This window comes from Collinsella sp. OM04-5 (genome assembly GCF_003439125.1).
Lineage (GTDB): Bacteria > Actinomycetota > Coriobacteriia > Coriobacteriales > Coriobacteriaceae > Collinsella.
In genome coordinates this window covers 12758-31411 of record NZ_QSUU01000004.1, presented here as the reverse complement: position 1 = coordinate 31411, position 18654 = coordinate 12758, and the positions used below count along the sequence as shown (strand labels likewise).

Below are 18654 nucleotides of genomic sequence, written 5' to 3'. Positions count from 1 at the left end.
CATTGCGCGTCTACCGCTCCGCGTTACTCGCCACCTGCCCGCGCCACCGAGAGCAGGGCGCCCAAATCGGCCTGGATCGCCCCTGCCTTGCTTCCAAGCTGCAACGGAGCCGAGTCGCCCGAGATGTTTACGCTCAAAAGGTGCGCATCCGGCAGCTTCGCGGTCATGCTCCAGAACGGGAGCGTGATGATGCCGGGGGTCATCTCGCCCACGCCGAGCTCCAGCAACAGCACGCGGCGATCGCTGCGCTCGCGCACGAAGCGCTCGTATCGTCCGAGGCTCTCGCGCCATGCCGCACCCTGCAGAAACGTGTCGTCGCGCACCCACGGCACAAGCTGCCAGCCGCAGTGCGGGCATCGGGGGACATCCTCGCTGCGGATCTCGAACCCCGCCATGCCCGCGAGCATGCGCTCGACGTAGGGGCTCGCATCGAAGAGCTCGTCGCAGCATGGCTGCTTGCATTGAAGGTGCGCGAAGCTTCCCTGATAGTTGCAGATCCTCTCGGTGGGAAACGTCTTCTCGACTTGGGTGTCTACATTGGTGCTCAGGATGAAGTAGTCCTTATGGCCGATGAGGGACCGTAGGTCGAGATAGGGCTGCGAGGTCGGCTCGCGCAGCATGAAATCGATATATCGCGCGTAGTAGGCCCATTGCTGCTCGAGGCTGGGGTAGAGGTGGTAGAAGCCGTCGAAAAGGCTCTTGAAGCCAAAGGCTTGCTGCCAGTCCGCCATTCCTGCGCGCGCCATGCCCGCGCGGTTGTAATGGTTGAACCCGGCGGCGCTCGACATGCCCGAGCCGATGCCGACGATGATGGCGTCGGCATCGTCGATAAGGCTTCGAAGCCTACGCGCTTCTCTTTCTAGGGGTGGCATCGGGCGATCTCCTCGAAAGCCGGGGCCATATCGCCGTCAACGAGAATCGTCTCGCACGAAGCGTCGGGCGCCATGGCCTGGCCGTAGTTGAACACGATGTAGGTGGCGTGCTCGCAGGCGTTCGCGATCTGGGCGAGCATGCGCTTTATGACGCCGTTGTGCAGTCCCACGCCAAGTTCGAGGATGGCGACCCTGCCGTTGCGATGGGCTTGCACAAGACGCGCGAGCTCGTCGAGCTGGGTCATGGCGAGGGCGTCTGGATGGGCGAGACGCCGCTCGTCGATCGACGTGCGTATGCTCCCCTCCGTCTCGAGCACGCGGTTCTCGTTGAACCCTGCGCGTACGAAGTGCCCGTCGATATTGCACGTGATCACGAAGGCGTCGGCGTGCTCTGTAAGACGCCGCAGCCCGTTCATGAGCGGGCTGGGCTCATACTCGACATACTCCTTTTGATGGAACCGCTCGACCCATCGGCTTCGCACGCTGGCATCCGGGGAGGCGAGCCCCTGCAGCATGCAGCCGATGCCGTCGGCCTGAGCGAGGTCGCCGTACGCCTCTCGGAAATGAGCATCGGCGCAGAAGAGGTTGAGCCCCTCTGCCATGTCCAGCCCGTTGCTGGCGCCGATGATGACAAGATCCGCCTCGGAAAGCGCCGTGCCTATGCGAACTGCTTTCACCGTTTCCATGTGCTACCTCCCCAGCGTCTTGCGCACGTCGGCGAGCACGTCGGCGATGTCGGCGCGAACGGCGAGCCCCCGATCCTCGATCGCGCGGGGGAGAAACTGCGTCCTGTTGTTCACGGCGATGTAGCTAGCCTGCGACAACTGCGCCGTGAGGGCCCAGAACGGCTCCTGGATAAACGCGGGCGTCATGCGGCCCACGCCCAGCTCGAGGAAAAGGATCCTCTGCCGCGCGTGCGCGTCGAGCCAGTCGGACACCTTGTGGTACTGCTCCTCGTAGAGCTCGCCCTGCAGGAAGTTGCCGTAGCCGCGAACCCAGGGGAACGCCTCTGCCCCGCAGTGCGGGCAGCGCGGCACGATCTCTGTCGGAACCTCAAGGCCGTCTCCCATGGCCTCTACCATGTGGGAGACCGGCTCGACCGCGTTCCACACCTCGTCGGTGCAACAGTGGGAGCACTGAAAGAAGCGGTGGTCGCCTTGGATCTCTGCCACTTTCTCCCAGGGATAGAGCTTCACAAACTGCGTGTCCTGGTTGGTGGTGAGCACGAAGAAATCCTTCTCGGCGAGAATGGCGTCGAGGTCCCTGTAGGGCTTGCGCAGCGGGGCGTTGAGCGTGGTGTCGAGGAAGGTGGCGAGGTATCCCCAGCGCGCCTCGGCGGTGGGCCAACGGTAGAACGACCCCTCGAAAGCGCCCTTGAAACCGTAACGCTCGGCGAATTTGCCGAAATGCTTGCGATAGGTTGCGTTGTCTTCGTAGTAGAAGTCGCCGCCGCCTGCCGCGGAGAGACCGGAGGCCCCGCCCACAAGCACGCAATCGGCTTCATCGATCATGCGGGCGACGTCCTCAATTTGCTGCTCGTAGGGCTTAGGCTCGCGGTCACTCAGCTCATAGGGCGTGCCGCCGCTGCGATAGGCGGCCTGAAGGGAAAACGATTGGTTGGTGAGCTCGATAACGAACTGCTCGTACAGAGTCACTGGATACCTTCTTTCAGCTATTATGAACAGGTGTTGATAAAAAGTATCCATGTTGATTTGTGCGAGAGCAATGAACAGCTTCGATGCGCCGTTGATAAACGAACGATTGCCGGGCATTGTCGAGCGTTGCAATTGGAGGGGTAATGGAAGCGGGGAAGATCGATCGTCGCCGACGCTATACACTCTCGGTCATACGGGAGGCGTTCTTCGCGCTGCTGGCCGAGGTCGGCTTCGCGAAGATGACGGTAGCGGATATCTGCCGCCGCGCCGATATCAACCGTGGCACGTTCTATCTGCACTACGAGGACAAGTTCGCCCTGCTCGACGCGCTTATCGACGAGGCCTTGGCGGCGGTGCCGCCGCTCGAGGGAACGGAGGCGGGTGCCCTCTGCCAGCGTCCGCCGGCAAACGATGACTATTATCTGCTCTACTCGGATGACGACGCGTACGCCCGGGTGGCACAGCGCGTCGTCGAGCGCGGCGCCGAGCAGATGGTTCCCTCGATCATGGAGGAGACTGGGCTTTCGCGCGAGGACGCCTATCTGCTCTTCGTCCACAACGTCCAGGGAAATCTCGCGGTCAACCGCCTGCTCGGTTGGAGGCGAGGGCCCGAGTTTGCCCACGCTCAGGAGCTGCTCAGCGCCTATTCCGAAGGGGGCATGCGGGCGGTATCGGCTCGTCACGATCCCCGTAGTTGATTTTAACCGCAGGCCATTTCGGGCAGGCGACGTTGCTATGGCCCCTCTTTGGTTTTCGATGTTGTATAAGGCAATTGCAATCGCCTTGAGCTTCTTTAGGGAACTTGAGCAAGAGATATGGCCTGCTGGCGATTGATTAACCCCATTTGTTTTGGTTACAAGAAAAAATGCTGCGCGCCTGCAGCATGAAGGAGAGGGAATCCTATGAATATCGTTGTATTGAGCGGCAGCCCGCGTAAGGGCGCCAATACCGATACCATGGTCGAGGCGTTTGCCGAGACCGCGCGTGAGGGCGGCAATACGGTCGAGGTCGTCCGCGTTGCCAGCAAGAAGATCGCCGGCTGCTTGGGATGCCAGTACTGCTTCGCTCATGAGGGCGTCTGCGTGCAGAAGGATGACATGGTCAACGTGATCGAGTCGCTGAAAGACGCAGATATGGTCGTCTTTGCCTCGCCTATCTACTGGTTCGATATCACTGCGCAGGAGAAGGCTGTCATCGACCGCCTGTACGCCTTCGGTGCTACGGGCTTCCCGTTCACCAAGACGGCCCTTTTGCTCGATAGCCACAGCGAGGGCGTCTATGATGCGGCGATCGCCATGTACAAGTCCACGTGCGCATACTGCAAGTGGGAGGACCAGGGCATTGTCACCATCAGCGGTATGACCGAGCGCGACAGCATGGCCTCCTCGCCCAAGCTGGAAGAGGTGCGAGAGCTCGCTCGCAAGCTCGCCTAAGGGCAAGAAGAGCGCATGGCAATCGGTGTTGGTGGAAATGCTTGCTGTCCTTACCGAGAGATAGGGGCGCATTCCCTCAAGCGCCGTATAGAACAATTTTTAAACGCAGAAAAATAACTGAAAACAAATTAATCCGCGTTAAAATATTGTCAAACAGAAGTTAATGAGGGAAGGTTGCGTATGCGTCGCAAGGCAGACGAGCTACTTAGGGAATGGCGAGACAGAGCTGATAGAAAACCTTTGCTGGTCAAAGGCGTGCGCCAGTGTGGCAAGACCTATTTGCTCAGAACGTACGCCCAGGATCTTTTCGAATCGGTTGTCTACGTTAATCTTGAGAACGACCGGTCGGCGCGAGCGGATTTTTCGGGCGGTCTTGACCCTCATTCGATTGTGCGCGCGATCGAGGCTCGTACGGGACAGCGTATCGTGCCTGGCAAAACCTTACTGTTCATTGACGAGATCCAGGCATGCGAGGAAGCGCTCACTTCCCTTAAATACTTTTGCGAAGATGCTCCCGAGTATTACGTTGCGGCTGCCGGGTCGCTTCTTGGGGTTGCCATTAACCATCAGTCGTATTCGTTCCCCGTCGGAAAGACCGACTTGATCGAGATGACTCCACTCGATTTCGAGGAGTTTCTCTGGGCAATGGGGCACGATCAGCTGGTCGATGAGATACGCTCGTCATTCGAGTTAATGGGTCCTCTTGCGCCAAGCCTTCATGAAAAGGCGCTTAGGCTCTATCGACAGTATCTTGTTGTTGGCGGAATGCCCGAGGCGGTCCAAACGTATATCGATGATCAGTCAATCATTGATGTGGCCGAAAAGCATCGGATTATTCTCGACGGATATTCCGCCGACACCAATAAATATGCTGATGAACGCTTGAGCGCAAAGACGCGTGCGTGCTTCGATTCCATTCCACAGCAGCTTGCCAAAGAGAATCGCAAATTTCAATACAAGGTAGTGCGAGCGGGGGGCAATGCGTCTCTCTTTGGAGATGCTCTCGACTGGCTTGTATTGTCGGGTACGGTGGCGCGCTGCAGCCTAGTCGGGCAGATCGAAAGCCCTTTAGAGGCCTTCGTTAACCCTTCTGCTTTTAAAATCTATCAGGCGGATACAGGGCTGCTCGTCTCCAAGGCCGGTGCTCAACGCGCCGATATTCTTGCCGGCATCGGCGGCACATTCATGGGTGCACTTACCGAAAACTACGTCGCCCAACAGCTTTCAGCCATGGGCTATCCGCTGCATTATTGGGCGCGAGATAATCGTGCGGAAATCGACTTTGTAGTAGAGAAGCAGGGATGCTTGTCTGCGATTGAAGTCAAGGCGGGAGAGAACACAAGATCTCGAAGCCTGTCCTCACTTAAAAAGACCCATCCGGGCGTACGCCTTATCAGGCTATCGACTAAGCCCTTTGGAATGAATGATGGGCTTATGTCTGTTCCACTTTATGCGGCATTTTGTCTATAGGGATGATGCTGGTGTAATGCATGGGGCCCAGGGCGCAGCGTTTACTGCGCTCCGGGCCCCGCTGCTTAGTTAAACCATGACGGTTTGGTCGCCGTCGTCCTAGTCAAACAAACTCGGCATGTCGTTTTCCTTCATGAGGGCACCGGCAGAGGGCAGGCTCTGCGCGGTGAACTTCTCGGCCGAGACGCCGGCGCCAAGAATCTCCTCGGTCGTGCCGACAGTGGTGACCGAGCGGCCCTTCTTGGCCGTGAAAGCCTGGACGCCCTGCGTGTTGGTGGTCGTCTTGGTCTTGAGCAGCGACGTGTTGAAGTTCATCAGGCGGTAGTCGCTCGAGACCAGCGCGAGGTCGCGGTCTTCCTTGAGCACCTGCGCATACAGCAGCTTGCTGCCGCCGTAGATGGCGTTCTTAAGGCGCTTGCGGTTGGTCTTGGTAGCGTATCCAGAAAGCGCGACACGCACCACGCGGCCGTTCTCAAAGACGAACAGCACGTCGGCCTTGTAGTCCTCGGGGTCGATGACCCAGATGACGCTCTCGTCGGGTTCCATCTCAAGATCGGTCGGAAGGTACGAGCCCAGCTGGGCCGACTTGGTGTCCTCAAACGCCGCGACCTTGCACTTGTACACCTGGCTCTTGTTGGTAAAGACCAGCAGCTCGTGGGTGTTGGAGGACGGGAACTCGATAAAGGGTTTGTCGCCGTCCTTGTACTTGAGCGTGGTCGCCTTCTTGAGCACGCGGTCCGTCATCTTCTTTAGGTAGCCATCGCGCGAGAGCATGATGGTGACCGGGTACTCCTCGACCTCGGGCTCCAAGCTTACCTCGATAACCTCATGGGGCTCGATCCTGCCCGTGCGGCGCGGCATCACGTACTTCTTGTTGACCGCTGCTAGCTCGTCGCTGATGACCTTCTTGATGTTCTCCTCGCTGGAGAGGATCTCCTCAAGCTCGGCAATCCCGCCCTCGAGCTTGGCGATGTCCTTGGTGCGGTTGAGAATGTACTCTTCGTTGATGTTGCGGAGCTTGAGCTCGGCAACAAACTCGGCCTGGGTCTCGTCGATGTCGAAACCCTTCATAAGGTTGGGCACGACCTCGGCCTCGAGCTTAGTGCCGCGGATGATGGCGATGGCCTTGTCGATGTCGAGCAGAATTGCCTCGAGGCCGTGCAGCAGGTGCAGACGCTCGGACTTTTTGCCCAGGTCAAAGTTAATGCGGCGACGCGTGGACTCAATACGCCACTTGACCCACTCGTGCAGGATCTGGCGCACGCCCATAACGCGGGGATAGCCGTCGACCAGCACGTTAAAGTTGCACGAGAACGAATCCTGCAGCGTGGTCGAGCGATAGAGCTTCGCCATGAGCTTGTCGGGGTCGACACCGCGCTTAAGGTCGATGGCGATGCGCAGACCCGAGAGGTCGGTCTCGTCGCGGATGTCGGCAATCTCCTTGACCTTGCCCTCTTTGGAGAGCTTGACGATGCGCTCGATGATGACATCGGTTTTGGTGGTGTAGGGGATCTCGTAGACCTCGATGATGCGCTCTTCGGGAATCCAGCGCCAGCGGGAGCGGATCTGGAAGCCGCCAAGGCCGGTCTCGATTATCTTTTCCATCTCCTCGCGGCGGTAGATAATTTCGCCGCCGGTCGAGAAGTCGGGCATGGGCATGTATTCGAGCAGGTCGCAGTCGGGATCCTGCAGGTAATGCATTGTGGCGGTACAGACCTCGTTGAGGTTGAAACCGCAGATATCGGATGCCATGGCGACGCCGATGCCCTTGTTGGCCGAGACGAGGATGTTGGGGAACGTGGTGGGCAGCAGGCGTGGCTCCTTCATGGCGCCGTCGTAGCTGTCGACGAAGTCGACCGGGTCCTTGTCGATGTCCTTGAAGATCTCGGCGCTAATGGGGGAGAGCTTGGCCTCGGTATAGCGCGAGGCGGCGTAGCTCAGGTCGCCCGAATAGTACTTGCCAAAGTTGCCCTTCGACTCAACGAAGGGGGCGAGCAACGCCTCGTTGCCGGTGGCCAGGCGCACCATCGTCTCGTAGATCGCGGCGTCGCCGTGCGGGTTGAGCTTCATGGTCTGGCCCACGATGTTGGCGCTCTTCTGGCGCTCGCCCTTGAGCAGACCCATCTTGTACATGGTGTAGAGCAGCTTGCGGTGCGAGGGCTTAAAGCCGTCAATCTCGGGGAACGCACGCGAGACGTTGACGCTCATAGCGTAGGGCATGTAGTTGACCTCGAGCGTCTGCGTGATCGGCTGATCGGTGACCTCGGAGTGCAGGCCGATGACGTTCTCGGCGTTGACCTGCTTTTTCTTGGGCTGGTTCTTCGTCTTCTTCTTTGCCACGATTTCCTCTTGAACTTCTTATGGGCCGTCGTTATCGATTTGCTGCTACTGCAGGTCCAGCTGGTCCAGGTATTCCTTGCCGTGCTCGGAGATGTGACGCTTGCGGCCCGTCTCGTCGTTGCCCAGCAACAGGTTGAACATGGTCTCCATCTTGGTGACGTCCTCGGGTTCTACCTTGATCAGGCGGCGCGTCTCGGGGTTCATGGTGGTGAGCCACATCATGTCCGGATCGTTCTCACCAAGACCCTTGGAGCGGTTGATCGAGCACTTCTGGTCGCCAATCTCCTTGAGGATGCCGTTCTTCTCGAGCTCGGTGTAGGCAAAGTAGGTCTTCTCTTTGCAGTTGATCTCGTAGAGCGGCGACTCGGCGATATACACGTAGCCCTCGTCGATAAGCGTGGGCACCAGGCGATAGAGCATGGTGAGCACAAGCGTGCGGATGTGATAACCGTCGACGTCGGCGTCCGTACAGATAATGACCTTGTTCCAGTTGAGATTATCCAGGTCAAAAGCACCGAGGTTCTTGATGCGCTTGTCCTTGATCTCTACGCCGCAGCCCAGCACGCGCATGAGGTCCATGATGATGTCGGACTTAAAGATGCGCGGGTAGTCCTCTTTCAGACAGTTGAGGATCTTGCCTCGGACGGGCATAACACCCTGGAACTCGGCATCGCGCGAGGTGCGGATGGCGCCTGCTGCCGAGTCGCCCTCTACGATGTAGATCTCGCGACGGCTCTTGTCCTTGGAGCGGCAGTCGATGAACTTCTGCACGCGGTTGGCCATGTCGGTCTTCTGCTGCAGATTGGTCTTGATGCTCTGGCGCGTCTTCTCGGCGTTCTCGCGCGAGCGCTTGTTGATGAGCACCTGCTCCATGATCTTGTTGGCGGCGTCTTTGTTCTCGATCAGATAGGTCGAGAGGCGCTCCTTAAAGAATGCCGTCATCGCCTGCTGGATAAAGCGGTTATTGATGGCCTTCTTAGTCTGGTTTTCGTAGGACGTCTGGGTGGAGAAGCAGTTGGTCACCAGCACCAGACAGTCCTGGACGTCCTGCCACTTAATGCCGCTCTCGTTTTTGTTGTACTTGCCCTGTTGCTTGATGTAGGCATCGATGGCGCTGGTCAGAGCACTACGGGCGGCCTTTTCGGGCGAACCGCCGTTCTCGAGCCATGACGAGTTGTGGTAGTACTCCTGCATCATGAAGGTGCGCGAGAAGCACATGCACGCGGTGATCTTGACGTTGTAATCGGGCAGGTCCTCGCGGTCGCGACCGCGACGGTCAGCCTCGATAAAGAAGGGCTCGGTAAGGTAGTCGGTACCGACCTTCTCGAGCACGTAGTCCTCGATGCCCTTGGGATAGCAAAAATCCTCTTCGGAAAACTCGCCATCGTCGCCCTCAATGCGCAGGCGGAAGGTCACGTTGGCGTTGACCACGGCCTGGCGGCGCATGGTCTCGCGATACCAGTCGTGGGGAATGCTGATCGAGGTAAAGACCTCAAGATCGGGGCGCCACTTGATGGTGGTGCCGGTGCGGTCCTCGTCGCTGGGCTCGATCTCAAGCGCTTTCTTTTTGGCGCCAACGACCTTGCCTTTCTTAAAGTGCAGGGAGTACTTGTTGCCGTCGCGCCAAACCGTGACGTCCATGTACTCGGATGCGTACTGGGTCGCGCACGAGCCCAGGCCGTTGGTACCGAGCGAGAAGTCGTAGTCGCCGCCCTGGTTGTTGTTGTATTTGCCACCTGCGTAGAGCTCGCAAAAGACGAGCTCCCAGTTAAAGCGCTTCTCGGAGGGGTTCCAGTCGAGCGGGCAGCCGCGGCCGTTGTCCTCTACCTGAATGGAACCATCGCGAAAGGCGGTAAGGGTGATGAGCTTGCCGTAGCCCTGGCGCGCCTCGTCAACGGCGTTGGACAGGATCTCGAAGGCGGCATGCGCGCAGCCGTCGAGTCCGTCCGAGCCAAAGATAACGGCGGGGCGCAGGCGTACGCGCTCCTCGTCCTTGAGCTGACGAATACTGTCGTTACCATAGTTTGCGGTGTTTTTTGCCATGCTCGCTCTCTCGATGCTCCTTTGCTGCGTTGTAGTCATATAGATAGTCAAGGTAGCATAGCCCAGGCCTCGGACGATTCCAACTAACACGAATTCCATCGAACGCGCGTTCGGAGTCGGTGACCTTTAGCTTCTGCGGTCATTCCCTGCGCGGCGTGGTGCTCGTGTTAAAACCGTGGCTTATCGGCTGGTAGAATTGCCGCATCAAGACTGCATGTTGTTTGAGGGGGCGCAATGACTGAGAAAGAGAAGATGGAGCGCGGGGAGTGGCATGATGCCAACTTTGACGAGGAGCTCCTGGCGCAACGCGCAAAGGCGGAGGCGCTCTGCTATGACTTTAATATGGCAAAACCCGGAAGCGACGCGCAGCTTGACGCTTTGAAATCCTTGCTCGATACCGATCTTCCGCAAGGGCTGACGGTCCTTTCGCCTGCCTACTTTGACTACGGGAGCAAGACGAGCTTTGGTGAGGGCTGCTTTGTAAACCATGGCTGCTACTTTATGGACGGCGGCTCTATCACCTTTGGTGGCAACGTGTTTATCGGGCCGTTTTGCGGCTTCTACACCGCTTCGCACCCCCTAAAGGCAAAGGACCGCAACTTGGGTCTCGAGAAGGCTCTGCCTATTGTTGTAGGCGATAACTGCTGGTTTGGCGCGAACGTATCCGTGTTGCAGGGGGTTACCATCGGCAGCGGTTGCGTAATTGCCGCGGGCAGCGTCGTGACGGAAGACCTTCCGGACAACGTGGTGGCGGCAGGCGTTCCCGCGGTCGTCAAGAAGATCATCGAACAATAACGGAGCTATTAAACGATGGGGCACGCATGGTTCCGGCAAATCCGGTTATTGGCGTGCGCGTTGGCCATGCTGATAAGTTCCACTTACTCGGGTCCTTCCGACTCGGTTTTGTCCGAGTAAGATTGAATAGCGAATCGAAATTGTTATGTCCACATGGCGATGGCGGACATGGTTTCCATAATGACAGATATAGTTGACATCTTGTGAAGGATGCAATATATTTCTGTCATGTTGCAACGGATATCTGTCCATTACTACGAAAGGAACTCCATGCCGGGCAAAAAGAACCTACGCATGAAGGCGGCACGCGCGGCGGCTGGCCTTTCGCAAGCTGACTTAGCCCAAGCCGTGGGCGTTACGCGCCAAACCATCGGCCTTATCGAGGCGGGCGGCTACAACCCCACGCTCAATTTGTGCGTGGCAATCTGTAAGGCGCTGCGCGTTACGTTGAACGACTTGTTTTGGGAAGACGAAACCGACGCCGACCCTAATGCTCTTTAGGAGTTCACTATGAAATATGAAGATCTGAAAATCGTGCAAAAGTGGCGTGAATATGCCGGCCAAAAGGATGAACGCCTGGAGGCTGAGAACGCGAAGATCTACAAGATTGGCTTCGTGCTGCTTTCGTTTGGCATGTTGATGATCTTTTTCTACCAGTTTATAGCTCGACAGGTTACGTGGGTTCACAGCGACGCTAGTGAAATGCCGCATGGCTTTGCAACGCCGTTCGAGGCAGCCATGTATTTGTGGCTCGTTCTCGTGATGTTGATTTGCGCAGGACTGCAAACGCGGAAGGGCTATGTCGATACCAATCGTTTTGGGCAAACCGAGCATCTTCCTGTTGGATATTTCCTGCTTGTCAGCGGTCTTAGCGGCGCCGCGTTCGCGCTTGTTATTGCCGCAATGCGCTGTATCGCTGAGGCGCAGATCGTACCGCTCGAAAGCGTCTTTTGGTTGGCGAACCTGGTCACGGGCGTGTTCTGCGGTGCGACGATTTTCGCGGCCACGTTTGCTGTCCTGTGCGCAACGTTTTTCACGGCGAAAAGACGCCGTGCCAAGCTCGAGGCAGAACTCGACTCCTCAGACGACATTTAATGCGCAATGGGCTGGCTCTGGGTATTCAGAACCAGCCCATTTTGATGTTCGATGAGCCGAGTCGGCGCCTCTCACAAAAGTAACTAGGAGCTAGCGAGGCCTATCCGAATTGTCCTCATTGGCGGTGTCTTTTTCGAGCGCCGTGCGGCGGGCGCTGTAGGCGACAAGGCCGGCACCAACTGCGGCGAGCGCTGCTGCGGCTGCGGTTAGGGGGACGTTGCTGTCGCCCGTGCCCGCAAGCGCGCCCGCTTTTCCGGAGCGCTTGTTATTGCCGTGGTCTTTGCCACTGCCGGAGCTGCTTCCGCCGGAGCCGCCGCCCTCGTCAGTACCGCCGCCACTCGAGCTACCATCGCCGTCTGCTGTCATCGGGGCGTCGTGAAGTCCTGTCGTATCCGCGCTGTCGCATACGCCGACCTGAACTTCTGAGCGTTCGCATGCCGCGTCGGGCACATGAAGCTCGTGCAGAACGGCACTCAGCGCCGAGTTTGCGCCCGGTCGGATCTCCTCGAGCGTTACGGGATCGAGCGCCACCAGATTACGCGCCTTCGCATACAGCGTGACGCGTTTGCCCACTTCGTCGCTCCAACTCTCGGGGATGGCGAAGCTCATGCGGAACTGTGCCGTGCAACCCGGTGCCAGCACGGCGTTGCCGTTGTCGGCTACCAGCGGGTGCGTTGCAAAACGTGCGCCCAGCGTCTCGAGCGCGTACTTTACGTGTGCCATGTCGTTGGCCGAAGCGTCTTCGGCAAGCTCTGGATCGTAGATCGAAGCCATGCGTGCGTTCGCTCCGAATCCGATGGATGCGCTGGAGAACGGCTGGCTGGAGCCCTCTCGGTACAGATCGATTGTGCCGGCAGTCAGCAAAGTGTTGCCGTCGTTTCGCACCGTGACCATGAAGGATTCGCCTGCTGCTCCGGGCACCACCGCGCCCGAGGTAGCGACCGCGCCCGTCGGAGTGGCACACGCCACCAGAGGCACTTCGATGCCGTGCAGCTCTGCCTCGCTCTTCTCCGCGCTCACAATGTGCGTGGCGAGCGCGGAGAGCATGCCTCCCGACGTCAAAAATGTCGTTATCTGATCGACGGGATGGTCCAGCTCGCACATCACGAACGGCTCCGTGAACAGATCGCCTGCCAAGGTGCTGGCGAAGATGCGGAAGTGCTTGCCCATTACTGCTACCGGGTTGCCTTCTTCGTCGTAGGTTTGCCCCACCTTGCCATCGGTGTTCTCTACATAGAGCGCGCACCTGCCGTTGTTGCTTACGCTAAACGATGCCGGGCCACAGCCTGCGGCACCCACGGGCTGCGTTGCAAATGCCGATGCGCCTCGCGTCCAAGTAATATGCTGCAGCTGCTCGTTGACGGTGGTCAAAAAGCCCGAATGTTGTGGCCACGGCACCGCATGGGGCACCGTGGCGTCTGGTGGCATAACGCCCCAGCCCGCAATGGACTGGCCGATCACGGCGTACGATGCGCAGCCGCAACCGTCTGCGGTCTCGTACGCAACGGGCACCACCATTTTGCCGTTGATATTCTCGGGCTCGCTCAGCTCGATACTCGACGGTGCCTGCGGAAAGCGAAGAACTTGGCGGAACGTCAGGCTGTCGCCCAAATCATCCGACCACAGGGTAAAGCATTCCAGCGCAACCTCGGCCTCGCTGCCGAGCGCCTTCTCTGCGGTGGTTCCGCGGCGGTGGAGGTAGGCACCCGACAGGCGCCCGTCGACCAGCGTCTTGCCTGCCGTGATGCGCGGGCACTGCAGGCAATGGTAGCCATCCTCTTGCAGGCGGCCGCGCGAGATGCTGCGCCATGACGTATGCGACACCACGCGGATCTCGTCATTACTTATGCGCAGGCGCACAACGGACAGTATGCCGGCTGTGCTTGCCGTATCGAAAAGGGTGTTGTCGCCGGCGGGGCGCTCGCCCGAGACCAGCAGCACGTAGGCGTCCTGGTTTCCTCTTCCGTCCGTATATTCCACCACGTCGAAGTCGTAATCGAATATGCCGTCGCGCTCCACGTCGCCCTCGCCAAACCCAAGGGGAAAGTCCACGGGCGTGGGAGCGGACCACGTGCCGTTTGCCTTTGTGTGCACCACCAGGCGCGAGCGGCCATTGTCGCCGTAGCGCACCGAGGCGATACGGAACAGGTATTCTACGCCGGCAATCATCGTTAGCTTCATGTGGGCTTCGCTGAGCACGCCGGAAAACAGCACGTTGTCGCTCGAGGGTTTGACGCCGCCACGCTCGTCCTCCGACACGCCGGCAGAATTGGCGTTCGGGTCCGCAACGGCGTTCGTTGACTGACCGATGTAGGTGTACTCATACATCGGTGCGGCATTTTCGTCGTTCTCTACCAGTGCATGGACGAAATGCTCGATCTGTCCCGTGTCGTCGCTTTCTGAATCCGCCTCGAGCTCAATGCGCGTGACCGCTTGATCCCAATCGCGCACGACAGGCGCGGCGTTTACGGCAGTGGCCTTAACCTCGGCGCGTGCGAGCAGCTCGGCGTTGGTGACGATGGTGGCCGATGCGATAAACTGCGGCACACCACCTGCCTCGGTGTTGCCGGGCGTGCCGAAGCAGGCATCCAGCGTGTAAGGCGTATCTCCACCCAATGCCAGCTCAGAGCGTTGGAGCACATACTGGTCGCCATTGTTCACCGACATATTCCACGAATCGATGAGTGTGGGCCACGACCCCGACCAAGCCTTGGTGGTCCACTTGAACATTACGAACTGGAGTATCACATCGACATCGACGTCTGCACCTACGCGCAGCCGCGGAAGCTGGTGTCCATCTGCCTTCTCGTACCCAATGAACAGTGTGAGGGATGCGGCGCCACGCACAGCGGACGAAGCGACGCCTGCAATGCCGGCTCCAAAGGTGACGGCAAGTCCGATCTGGATGGTGAACGAGCCCGACGTGTTGGAATAGTCGAGCGAAATGTTCTTGAAAAACGCCGCGCCGCTGCCGTGCGTGTGGGCGCCCACGGCGAGCGCCAGTTTTGCCAGCACCCAGGGGTTGACGTTTAGGAAAAACGGCACCGGTCCTAGGGTAAACTGCTCGGTCCAATTGAGGTCGGTTCTTACCTGGAAGAGGGCCTTAATATTGCCGTATGCGGGGTCGTTGTTGTCACCCCAGGTTTTGCCCACCCAATCGTAGGCGAGCGAGCCGTACAGCTGTGTGGCGATATCCATCGTGAACAGCGGCGTGCAATGGTGGCGAAGGAGCTTGGTGTTTCTTGGATCGGTGCCCGAACCGGCACTCATACTTTTGTACTGATTCCACTTCCCCTCCATTTCGTCGAGGTAGCGGTTTGCCTGCTTGGCGCCCGACTCGCGCGGTGACTTCTTCCAGTACTCCGGATCCGGATTGCCCGAATCGTTCATATAGCTGGCTGGTTTGTATCCTCCGCCAAACAGCACGTATCCAGCAAACGAGAAATCGAAGAGGATCGGAAATGTGGGTATCCAGCACGTGAACTTATTGCCGCCGATGCCGGGAAACGCCGCGGGGAAATCAAACGGAGTGACCTCTTGGTCCATGGTAGTGGGGACGATAGTGGTCGAGCCCGATTCCGCCTTTGCGGCCGGCGCGGTGACAACGGCCATGGGGGATGAGAGCGTGTAGGTTTTGCCCTGATAGTCGAGGACAAAGCGCAGCTTGCACCCTTCCTCCAGAAGGCCCGATGCCGCGTCGAGAAACTTGTCTTCGAGTGTGAACGTCGCCAGATTATCCGCGCCTGATGCGCTGGCCTTGATCTGGCCGATCTGCGTGACGGTTTCGGGCGAGCTACCCGTGGCGGGCATTACCTTGTTGATGTGCAGCGTTGCCTGTCCACCCTGTGGCAGATGTGCCTGTACAATAAAGGCATGCGTGTCGGGTTGGTCGTTTGCCGCGTCGTCCTTCGGCAATGCCATGAACGTGGCATCAGCGTACTGGATGTCCCATTCGTCGAATGTGAGCTGGCGGAAGTACGGCTCGCCGTCGGACAGCGGACGTGTGGGTGCGGTTATGGCGGTGCCGCCCTGGATACGCGCAAGGGGAATCTCGACATCGCGGTAGCCCGCCATGCTAATGGAGATGCCGCCGTTAAAGTCGTACGCGTCGAGAAGCGTTGCCTCGTCCACGTAGTCTTCCGAAAGAGGGGCGACCTCAAAGATGGCCGTGCCTTCGTCATCGGTCGTGGCGGTGAGCTGCTTGCCTACGGCATAGCGCGATGTGAGCGTGACCTGGGCACCTGCGATGGGCGTATTCTTGTTGGCGACGTCGACCACGACTACACCAAACATGGTGCGCGAGAGAACGAGCACCTTGAAGGGATCTTCTTCGTCGGCATAGGCCGCGGTGGGCGCGAACGGCAGCAGGAAGGCATTTTCGCTTCCCGGCACGCGAGGCAACATGATGCTCGCCAGCGAGGACGCTCCAGCAACAAGTAACGAACGGCGATCAAGCATCTTGGGCTCCCATCCCGCAAATATCGGTGGAAATAATCCAATTTTGCGAGAAGACGCTTCGTGGCGGTAGTGCCGTTCGATGGCCAAAATGTCCAAATTGATCGAGCGAAGCGCCGGGTTCCGGAACGCGTTCGATGCGCTTGGCAGCCCGGTCGCTAACGCAACATATGCGCGACCAGCTCGGCGCGTGTGCCGATGCCAAGCTTTGCGTATACGCCGGATAGGCGGTTTTTGACGGTGCCCGGCGATACTCCCATATGGCGTGCGATTTCGGCGTTGGTCCACCCACGACAGGCGAGCATGGCCATGGTGAATTCCGTGGTCGTTAGATCGTCGGCCACGTCCTCGCCCGAATCGGGGTTGTGGATGCGCCGCCAGCCGTAGCTGAAGCGGTACGTGATCTCGATGATGCGCGCGAAATCGTCAGGGTATTGCGTTTTTAGGCACGCCTCGATGAGCCCCTGTAAAAGGCCGTGGTGCTCGCCGATGAGCTCGATGAGGCCGTCGGGGCGCGCAATGTCCCAAGCGGCGCCAAAATGCGCTTTTGCGGCGTCGACGTCTTTGAGACTCATGTATGCCATGGAAGCTGCCAGGTGCAGGAACAGTTCCGAGATGGGATAGCTTCCCTGTTTCATAATTAGGGCGTTTTCCGCCATGCCCAGACTGCGGCCATATTCGCCGCGCAGGTACAGGGCATGCGCCATCACGTAGCTGGCGAACAAGCGCAGGCCTTCGGGCAGATGCGCCGCAAGCGGATAAAACTCTTCGGCAGAATACGGGGAAGGCAAGTGCAGCAGGACGCTCGCGGCCGAGGCGAACAGGATATGCGTGGCGTGGACGGCGGGCGATTCCTCGTCAGTTGGCGTATCGAGGATGCCCGCAAGGCACCGGCGGGCGTCGGCGATACGGTTGAGCGACAGACTGGCGTATCCGCAGATAAAGCATGCGGAATAGCGCAGTGCGGGATCGGTGGCGTCAAGATAGGGGCGCGCCGTCTTGGCAGCAAGGGTGGCCTGTCCGCGAAAGTACAGCGCTTCTGCCGTGGCAATGGCGCGCGAATCGGGGTCGGAAATGCCTGCAACCGCAGCGTCCATCTGCCCCGGCACAAAGGCAGTGCACATCAACGGCATGGGAACGCATGGGTAGCCATCGCAGTCCATCTTCCATCTCCCAACAGCTGGCAACAATAGCAGCAATTGTACTCCTGTTGCTCGGGACTTGAATTTGTGGGTATCGCCTACGATTGTGCCGAACGTATAAAGGAAGAGTCTATTGGCGATGCTCCCAAGGTGGCTACCGAAGCCTAGCTGACCTCGACATTAGGAAAAAATACCACCCCTGTAAAAAGCTCTGTCGCAGCGATGGGAAACGCATCTCGTTCTGCATATAATGAGGTCATGTGACGGTGCGTTTGCATACGTGTAACGCATTCCCATCGAACCGAAAAGGAGCTCTGCATGGATCCCAACAAGCGTCCCGACGACATGGTGCGTATCACCACTCCCGAACTTGCCCAGGCGTTCATCGAAGAGCAGGTCGCTGCAATCCGCGAGCAGATCGGCGACAAGAAGGTCCTGCTGGCCCTTTCGGGCGGCGTTGACAGCTCGGTTGTCGCGGCCTTGCTCATCAAGGCCATCGGCAAGCAACTCATCTGCGTGCACGTGAACCACGGCCTGATGCGCAAGGGCGAGAGCGAGCAGGTCGTCGACGTCTTCAAGAACCAGATGGACGCCAACCTGGTCTATGTTGACGCGACTGATCGCTTCCTGGATAAGCTCGTGGACGTCGAGGAGCCCGAGGCCAAGCGTAAGATTATCGGCGCCGAGTTCATTCGCGTGTTCGAGGAGGAGGCCCGCAAGGTTGGCGACGAGGTTAGCTTCCTCGCCCAGGGCACCATCTATCCCGACATCCTGGAGTCCCAGGATGGCGTGAAGGCTCACCACAACGTGGGCGGCCTGCCCGATGACCTGCAGTTTGAGCTCTGCGAGCCCGTCAAGCTGCTGTACAAGGACGAGGTGCGCGTCGTGGGCCGCGAGCTCGGCCTGCCCGAGAACATGGTTGAGCGTCAGCCGTTCCCCGGTCCTGGCCTGGGCGTCCGCTGCCTTGGCGCCATCACCCGCGACCGTCTTGAGGCGCTGCGCGAAGCCGACGCCATCGTGCGCGAGGAGATCGACAAGGCAGGTCTGACCATCTGGCAGTATTTTGCCGTCGTGCCCGACTTCCGCGCCACCGGCGTGCGCGAGGGTAAGCGCGCCTACGACTGGCCCTGCATCATCCGCTGCATCAACACCGTTGACGTCATGACCGCCGAGGTGCCCGAGCTCGACTGGGCGCTGCTCAAGCGTATTACCGCTCGCGTCACCGCCGAGGTTCCCGGCATCTGCCGAGTGTGCTACGACCTCACGCCGAAGCCCGTCGGCACGGTCGAGTGGGAGTAAGCTAACTCAGCTGGTAGGCGACGAGAACTAGCAGATGTGACAAAGGGACAGTCCC

14 protein-coding genes are annotated in these 18654 nt (G+C 59.0%); 7 read left to right on the top strand and 7 right to left on the bottom strand.

What is annotated here, in order from left to right; translation table 11 throughout:
- Positions 1-23: 23 nt before the first annotated feature.
- From DXB53_RS03300 to DXB53_RS03290, 3 genes are read right to left on the bottom strand one after another with little or no spacing between them, the layout of a single operon-like run.
- On the bottom strand, positions 24-872 hold the full coding sequence (locus DXB53_RS03300; RefSeq protein WP_117583299.1) for an NAD-dependent protein deacetylase, SIR2 family: 849 nt from the start codon (positions 870-872) through the stop codon (positions 24-26).
- Positions 860-1558, bottom strand: a complete 699-nt coding sequence (locus DXB53_RS03295) for a hypothetical protein (RefSeq protein ID WP_117583298.1) — start codon at positions 1556-1558, stop codon at positions 860-862. The genes DXB53_RS03300 and DXB53_RS03295 overlap by 13 nt, the downstream gene beginning before the upstream one ends.
- A gap of 3 nt (positions 1559-1561) precedes the next feature.
- Complete coding sequence (locus tag DXB53_RS03290; protein WP_199409671.1) at positions 1562-2527, bottom strand: hypothetical protein; 966 nt, start codon at positions 2525-2527, stop codon at positions 1562-1564.
- A 143-nt stretch (positions 2528-2670) separates the two neighbouring features.
- Here DXB53_RS03290 and DXB53_RS03285 point away from each other — a divergent pair, with 143 nt between their 5' ends.
- The 3 genes from DXB53_RS03285 (at position 2671) to DXB53_RS03275 (ending at position 5430) form a co-directional block, all read left to right on the top strand.
- The gene (locus DXB53_RS03285; protein ID WP_117583297.1) at positions 2671-3225 is read left to right on the top strand and encodes a TetR/AcrR family transcriptional regulator; all 555 of its coding nucleotides are present in this window, start codon (positions 2671-2673) and stop codon (positions 3223-3225) included.
- Positions 3226-3429: 204 nt separating this feature from the next.
- A complete protein-coding gene (locus DXB53_RS03280) occupies positions 3430-3960 on the top strand; it encodes a flavodoxin family protein (RefSeq protein ID WP_117583296.1) in 531 nt (176 codons plus the stop codon).
- 180 nt (positions 3961-4140) lie between these two features.
- Positions 4141-5430, top strand: coding sequence for an ATP-binding protein (locus tag DXB53_RS03275; protein ID WP_117583295.1), 1290 nt, complete (start codon positions 4141-4143; stop codon positions 5428-5430).
- A gap of 99 nt (positions 5431-5529) precedes the next feature.
- On the opposite strand, the gene DXB53_RS03270 is transcribed toward DXB53_RS03275, so the two are convergent.
- A complete protein-coding gene (locus DXB53_RS03270) occupies positions 5530-7770 on the bottom strand; it encodes a DNA gyrase subunit A (RefSeq protein WP_117583294.1) in 2241 nt (746 codons plus the stop codon).
- 45 nt (positions 7771-7815) lie between these two features.
- The gene (locus DXB53_RS03265; RefSeq protein ID WP_055252409.1) at positions 7816-9813 is read right to left on the bottom strand and encodes a type IIA DNA topoisomerase subunit B; all 1998 of its coding nucleotides are present in this window, start codon (positions 9811-9813) and stop codon (positions 7816-7818) included.
- 234 nt (positions 9814-10047) lie between these two features.
- Here DXB53_RS03265 and DXB53_RS03260 point away from each other — a divergent pair, with 234 nt between their 5' ends.
- From DXB53_RS03260 to DXB53_RS03250, 3 genes are all read left to right on the top strand, one after another.
- Positions 10048-10608, top strand: a complete 561-nt coding sequence (locus DXB53_RS03260; RefSeq protein ID WP_055252408.1) for a sugar O-acetyltransferase — start codon at positions 10048-10050, stop codon at positions 10606-10608.
- Between the two features lie 270 nt (positions 10609-10878).
- Positions 10879-11109 carry a helix-turn-helix transcriptional regulator gene (locus DXB53_RS03255; protein WP_055252407.1) on the top strand — a complete coding sequence of 77 codons (231 nt, stop codon included), beginning with the start codon at positions 10879-10881 and terminating at the stop codon, positions 11107-11109.
- 9 nt (positions 11110-11118) lie between these two features.
- Positions 11119-11703 carry a hypothetical protein gene (locus DXB53_RS03250; RefSeq protein ID WP_117583293.1) on the top strand — a complete coding sequence of 195 codons (585 nt, stop codon included), beginning with the start codon at positions 11119-11121 and terminating at the stop codon, positions 11701-11703.
- 90 nt (positions 11704-11793) lie between these two features.
- Here the strand turns inward: DXB53_RS03250 and DXB53_RS03245 are convergent, their stop codons facing one another.
- Together DXB53_RS03245 and DXB53_RS10015 are read right to left on the bottom strand one after the other, a co-directional pair.
- Positions 11794-16161, bottom strand: a complete 4368-nt coding sequence (locus tag DXB53_RS03245; RefSeq protein ID WP_117583292.1) for a hypothetical protein — start codon at positions 16159-16161, stop codon at positions 11794-11796.
- 155 nt (positions 16162-16316) lie between these two features.
- Positions 16317-17321, bottom strand: a complete 1005-nt coding sequence (locus DXB53_RS10015; RefSeq protein ID WP_055252404.1) for a helix-turn-helix transcriptional regulator — start codon at positions 17319-17321, stop codon at positions 16317-16319.
- A gap of 297 nt (positions 17322-17618) precedes the next feature.
- On the opposite strand from DXB53_RS10015, the gene guaA reads away from it, so the two are divergent.
- Positions 17619-18599, top strand: coding sequence for a glutamine-hydrolyzing GMP synthase (gene guaA, locus DXB53_RS03235; RefSeq protein ID WP_082435590.1), 981 nt, complete (start codon positions 17619-17621; stop codon positions 18597-18599).
- Positions 18600-18654 lie beyond the last annotated feature (55 nt).

Bases quoted from the DNA above. Each gene is read 5' to 3' on its own strand.
- DXB53_RS03300 (WP_117583299.1), bottom strand. From the start codon at position 872: ATGCCACCCCTAGAAAGAGAAGCGCGTAGGCTTCGAAGCCTTATCGAC.
- DXB53_RS03295 (WP_117583298.1), bottom strand. From the start codon at position 1,558: ATGGAAACGGTGAAAGCAGTTCGCATAGGCACGGCGCTTTCCGAGGCG.
- DXB53_RS03285 (WP_117583297.1), top strand. From the start codon at position 2,671: ATGGAAGCGGGGAAGATCGATCGTCGCCGACGCTATACACTCTCGGTC.
- DXB53_RS03280 (WP_117583296.1), top strand. From the start codon at position 3,430: ATGAATATCGTTGTATTGAGCGGCAGCCCGCGTAAGGGCGCCAATACC.
- DXB53_RS03275 (WP_117583295.1), top strand. From the start codon at position 4,141: ATGCGTCGCAAGGCAGACGAGCTACTTAGGGAATGGCGAGACAGAGCT.
- DXB53_RS03265 (WP_055252409.1), bottom strand. From the start codon at position 9,813: ATGGCAAAAAACACCGCAAACTATGGTAACGACAGTATTCGTCAGCTC.
- DXB53_RS03260 (WP_055252408.1), top strand. From the start codon at position 10,048: ATGACTGAGAAAGAGAAGATGGAGCGCGGGGAGTGGCATGATGCCAAC.
- DXB53_RS03255 (WP_055252407.1), top strand. From the start codon at position 10,879: ATGCCGGGCAAAAAGAACCTACGCATGAAGGCGGCACGCGCGGCGGCT.
- DXB53_RS03250 (WP_117583293.1), top strand. From the start codon at position 11,119: ATGAAATATGAAGATCTGAAAATCGTGCAAAAGTGGCGTGAATATGCC.
- DXB53_RS03245 (WP_117583292.1), bottom strand. From the start codon at position 16,161: ATGCTTGATCGCCGTTCGTTACTTGTTGCTGGAGCGTCCTCGCTGGCG.
- DXB53_RS10015 (WP_055252404.1), bottom strand. From the start codon at position 17,321: ATGGACTGCGATGGCTACCCATGCGTTCCCATGCCGTTGATGTGCACT.
- guaA (WP_082435590.1), top strand. From the start codon at position 17,619: ATGGATCCCAACAAGCGTCCCGACGACATGGTGCGTATCACCACTCCC.